6 protein-coding genes are annotated in these 5,048 nt (G+C 52.9%); all 6 read left to right on the forward strand.

The window, feature by feature from the left end; all coding sequences use genetic code 11:
- Positions 1-92: 92 nt before the first annotated feature.
- The 6 genes from ACEW8P_RS24350 to ACEW8P_RS24375 all read left to right on the forward strand — a co-directional run bounded on the left by ACEW8P_RS24350 (position 93) and on the right by ACEW8P_RS24375 (position 4,951).
- The gene (locus ACEW8P_RS24350; protein ID WP_373515662.1) at positions 93-533 is read left to right on the forward strand and encodes a hypothetical protein; all 441 of its coding nucleotides are present in this window, start codon (positions 93-95) and stop codon (positions 531-533) included.
- Positions 534-732: 199 nt separating this feature from the next.
- Positions 733-1,503: a hypothetical protein gene (locus tag ACEW8P_RS24355; RefSeq protein ID WP_373515663.1), complete on the forward strand. Its 771-nt coding sequence runs from the start codon at positions 733-735 to the stop codon at positions 1,501-1,503.
- A 77-nt stretch (positions 1,504-1,580) separates the two neighbouring features.
- Positions 1,581-2,555 (forward strand): NAD-dependent epimerase/dehydratase family protein, encoded by a 975-nt coding sequence (locus tag ACEW8P_RS24360; RefSeq protein ID WP_373515664.1) that lies wholly within the window; start codon positions 1,581-1,583, stop codon positions 2,553-2,555.
- Positions 2,556-2,647: 92 nt separating this feature from the next.
- Entirely contained in the window at positions 2,648-3,454 is an 807-nt protein-coding gene (locus ACEW8P_RS24365) for a hypothetical protein (RefSeq protein WP_373515665.1), read from the forward strand.
- A gap of 78 nt (positions 3,455-3,532) precedes the next feature.
- Positions 3,533-4,291, forward strand: coding sequence for a tetratricopeptide repeat protein (locus ACEW8P_RS24370; protein ID WP_373515666.1), 759 nt, complete (start codon positions 3,533-3,535; stop codon positions 4,289-4,291).
- Positions 4,292-4,414: 123 nt separating this feature from the next.
- Positions 4,415-4,951, forward strand: a complete 537-nt coding sequence (locus tag ACEW8P_RS24375) for a nuclear transport factor 2 family protein (RefSeq protein WP_373515667.1) — start codon at positions 4,415-4,417, stop codon at positions 4,949-4,951.
- Positions 4,952-5,048 lie beyond the last annotated feature (97 nt).

Consider the following 5,048-nt stretch of genomic DNA (forward strand, 5'->3'; position numbering starts at 1 on the left):
CAACCCGCGACCTTTGTAGAGTTCGCTGGCAGTCAAACCACGAATGCTTTCAATCACACATTTCTCCATAAACCTTTTAAAACCTCAAAATCATGAAAACGCTCAAAAACACCGGAATTACCCTGATGCTCGCCCTGATCGCTTCTACTGCTACCCTGGCGCAAAACCCCACCCTGAAACTGGCCGAGGACGAGCAAATCGCCACCGTCCAGACCAGCTCTACTGATTCGCCCACCTTCGACACCAGCCTCTACCAGGTGAAGCAGACCGCGAAGATGCAACTGAGCATGGAGAAGCAGGCGGGCGAAAGAGTCAACGTGCGGCTGCTAACCGAAGACGGCAAAGTACTGTACTCAGAATGGGTAGGCCGCTCGACGAAGAAGTACGCCTGCCGCTTCGACTTCACCAAGGTTAAGGACGGCACATACACCATAGAAGTTGCCAACGGCAGCGAGGTGAAGCGCAAGACTATCAGCCTGAGTACGCCCGCAGCGGTGCAGGCACCCGGTCGGAATCTGATCGCGGTGAATTAGGATATTGGACGCTGGACTTTGGATATCGGACTTGCAGTCCAAAGTCCAAAATCCAGCATCCAAAAATTTCTCCCCTGTAACTAAAACGCTACGTTCGGACAGTTTTCGCCTACGTTCGTCCTAGATCGGTTGCGCTTTGGATTTAAAATCAACAGCTTACCCTCAGTTTTAATTAATCATTTCACTAGAACACACAATTATGAAAACCCTCAAAAACGCTTTACTCGGATTGTCCATCGCCGTCCTGGCTACTTCTGCCCTCCTGGCGCAGGACGCCGCCCCCAAGTCGCAACTCCTTTACCTGCACGAAGACCCGGTGTATCCCAGCAAGGTGGCCGAGTACGAGAAAGCCTCCAAAGTCTTCTTGGACAATGCCAAAAAGTACAAACTCGAAGACAGTTTTTCGGTAATCCAGGGCAGCGACGGCTCATTTACTTCCGTCACCGCAATCGAAAATTTGGCCGCGCTGGACAAAGACCCAATGGCCGCCATGAGCGAAGGAATGGGGAAGGATGCTTTCCGGGCTATGTTCAAGGACTTCGATAAGTGCTACGCCAGCCACCGCGATTATATGCTGCTTCGGAGCGTAAGCCTGTCGTATATGCCCGAGGGTGAGACCTTCTTCCCGATGGAAAAACCCTTCCGCAAGTACCTATACTTCTATTACACGCCAGAGAATCAGACGGCTCTGGGTGAACTGCTCGGAAAGATCAAGAAGTTGAGCGTGGAAAAGAAGCCCAAGATGCACTACAACATTTACATCAGTCGCCTGGGAACCGCCGAAAACTACTTCGTCGTGGAAGAAGCCGCCAAGGATGCGTTAGAATTTGAGACGGTCAGCGCTGCCGACGAAAAGGCGCTCGCGGGAGTGGGCGACGAACTCATGGGTGAACTGATGAAGCTGGTACTCCGCCGGGAAACAAAAACGGGCAGAATGCGCCCTGACCTTTCGTATAGCTACACGAAGTAGAGAGATTTGACAACTTTCAAAAAGTTGTCAAATCTCTATCAAATCTCAATAAACCCACAAACCAAATCCAAACAATCATGAAAAAAACAGGCATCATCGGTGGCGCCGGATTCATCGGCAGCCACATCACCAAAAAATTCCTGACCGAAGGCTACGACGTTCGCGTTTCCGTCCGGGATTTGTCCCAAAAAGAAAAGTACGCGCACCTCCACGCGTTGGAAAACGCCGCGTCCCATCTCGAAATCGTGGCGATGGACGTGCAGGACGAAGCCGCCCTGCGTGACTTCTTGCAGGATTGCGACATCGTCGTCCACAGCGGTACGCCCTTCCAACTCGACGTGCAGGACCCGCAGCGCGACCTGCTCGACCCGACGATCAAGGGAACCGAGAACTTCCTGCAAGTGGCGAGTGAAATCGCTTCGCTCAAAAAAGTGGTTTTCGTGGGTTCGGTCGCTTCGCTCAACACGTCCTACCCGCTGCCCGTCCCCAGTCGCCCGGATGACGGCGTGTATGCCAACGACGTATATACCGAAGCGGACGAACCGTACCTCGACACCAACGACCACCCCTACACCCAGGCCAAGTACTACGCCGATCAGGTGGTGCGGAAGTACGTAAAATCCCATCCTGACCTGGGTTTCGAGGTCGTGAGCGTGTATCCCACCTTCGTGGCGGGGCAGTCGCTGTCGGGCCGCGACGATTCCTCCTCGATGGGGATACAGTATTTGTTCAAAAACAAGATCGCGCCCAATCCTTTCGTGGAGATGATGTTCGCGAAAAACGTCGAGTTTGCCATCGTGTGGGTGGTCGATGTGGCGGAGGGGATTTTCCGGGCCGCGACCACCGCCGGACTGCACGGCAAGAACTACCTGCTCACTGGCGACAGCTACAAACTATCGGACATCACGCTGATGCTCAACGAACAGGAACCCGTGGACGCGGCACGTACCGTGTACAGCAGCGCGGCGGCGACGCAGGATTTGGGGGTACAGTTCCAGCCCGCTCACGTACCGTTTAACGAGTGGGCGCAAGCCAACGCGGTCAGCGTTTAGAACGCCGTCAGGATTACAAGAGATTTACTCAACGTTATTTCCAACTTTCCCAATTTTTCTAATTTTTTCAACTTTTAAAAAACCTCAAACCAATGAAAACGATCAAAAATCTCCTCATTCTCGCTACCTTCTTTGTGGGTGGCCTATCGCTCCAAGCCCAAACGCCAGCGCCCGTATTCACCATTGTGGAAACGATGAAAACCCTGCCCGGCCAAAGTGAAGCGTATGTAAAAACAGAGCGGGAAGTCTGGAAAAAACTGCACCAGGAACGGGTGAAGCGCGGCCTGATTCTCGGCTGGGACTTTTTCGCTGTGCGCTACCCAAACGGCACAAATGCCGCTTACGACTACGTGACGGTGACGTTCATTCAAGGCCAGGAAAAATTGGAAAACCCCTGGGGAACCATGTTCGCCGACGCCGAGAAGTTGTTGAGCAAAGAGGAGCTTGCCGCCGCCATGAACATCGATAAAATGCGGAATCTCACGACAGCCATGCTATTCCGCCCAAGCGATTTTGCAGCGGCTGACCCCAACGCGACTACTGCACCCAAGTACCTTATGGTCAACATGATGAAGGTGAAGCCGGGTGACGAAGCGGCCTACGAGGCCATGGAAACCAAGTTGGTGAAACCCATGATCGTAGCCATGATGAAGTCGGGCGGGAGAGCAGGCTGGGCTAGGCACGATTTGGTACTGCCGGGCGGCAGCAACCAGCCGTTCAACTACCTGACCGTCGATGCCTATGACAAATGGGCCGACATTGGGCAGGGAGGCGATGCGGCGGCGGCGATCAAGAAAGTGCATCCGGGCATGACCCTAACGGCCTACGGCAAACAAATCGAAGCGACCCGGCAATTGGTGAATCAGGAACTCTGGCAACTGATCGACTCGACACGATAGGCTTCCTCCTGGTTGGGCGCAGGCCAATGCTGACAGCCACACCCTTTAATTCAACTTTTCACTTTAAAACTCAAACTCATGAAAACGTTACTCTTTTCCCTTGTCCTGCTGCTGAGCAGCACCTGCCTCACGACGGCGCAGGATTTCTACCTGCCGTCATCCTCCAAATCCAAAAAAGCCGTAGCGCTGCTGCACCAGGCGGCAGAACTTTACGGGAATGTCCACTTCGCGCAGGGCAACAAAAAAACCGCCGAGGCCCTGGTCGAAGATCCGAATCTGTTTCTGGCGCATGTGAATGCCGTACAGTTCGCTTCCAAGGCCGAAAAACCAGCGATAATCGAAAAAGCGCTGGCCGTCGATGCCAGCAACTTCAATGAAGCCGAGAAAATCATGCGAGGCTTGATGGAGAAATGGGCGCAAGACCTCGACTACCTGCCCACCGAAGAAATGGAAGCATTGGTGGCAGCCTATCCCAAAACTCCCCAAGCTACGGAGTGGGCGTCCTTACACGCCTTTTTCACGGCGAAAGATGCGGACGCGGGCCTGGCGTATGCCCAAAAGCTGGCCAAGATGAGTCCGAAGTACGGGCCCAACTACAACACGATGGGTTACATGTACATAAAAAAAGGGGAAATGGACAAAGCCAAAGCGGCGCTCGAAAAGTACATCGCCACGACCCCGAAGGAGCCCAATGCCTACGACAGCATGGGCGAGTACTACATGAACGCCAAGGACTATGCCAAGTCGGCGGAGTACTACGATAAAGCCGCCAAGATGGGCCTCGCCGCCGCCAAAGAGCGGGCCGACAAGGCGCGCGAAATGATGAAGCAGAAATGATTTCAAAGATTCTGATCCTCATACGATTAGATTAGGTTTGTATTACAGAAAGGCGTTTTCTGCTGGGAGGCGGCTTTCTATTTTCTTCTTTTCTTTTCCTCACTTTCAAAACCCAATAATCCAATGAAAATCAAACAATTCACTTCCGTTCTGGCTGCATTTGCTGCCCTATTCCTGTTTGTTGCGGGCTGCAACACGAGCGCCAACGAGTCTGCTGCGAAAACGACCGACGTTTCGGAAATGACCGCCGAGCAAAAGCAGACCATCGAAAAAGAAATCTCGGCCCTCACGACAGCATTCTTCCAGGATGTCGAAAAACTGGACATCGAGGCGTGCATGAATTACTTTGAAAACACGCCCGAATTTCTGGCGGTCAATCCAGATGGCACGGCCGGCGACTACGATTCACTCAAAAAGCTGAACGCGGATGCTTTCGACCAGTTTGCTACCATGGCGGTGACTCCCAAAAGGGAAGTCATCAGAGTCCTGTCGGACACTCAGGTACTCTACACCGTCTTCGCTACAATGAATTTTACGCTCAAAACTGGGGAGAAAATGAAACTCGAAGAGGCGGGGACGATGCTCTTCACCAAAATCGATGGCGCGTGGAAAGCTACCTTTTACCATGAGTCCGCAGCATCACCCGTAGCGGTCGAGTAGCGGGTCGATGCCCGGTGATACCAGATTTCTATTACAAAACCAGTCGGTAGTGTCTAAAAGAGGTTGATCAGGCAGTGACAGAGTCGCCGTATTTTCC

The sequence above is a fragment of the Persicitalea sp. genome, assembly GCF_041751555.1.
In the GTDB taxonomy this organism is placed as follows: Bacteria; Bacteroidota; Bacteroidia; order Cytophagales; family Spirosomataceae; genus Persicitalea.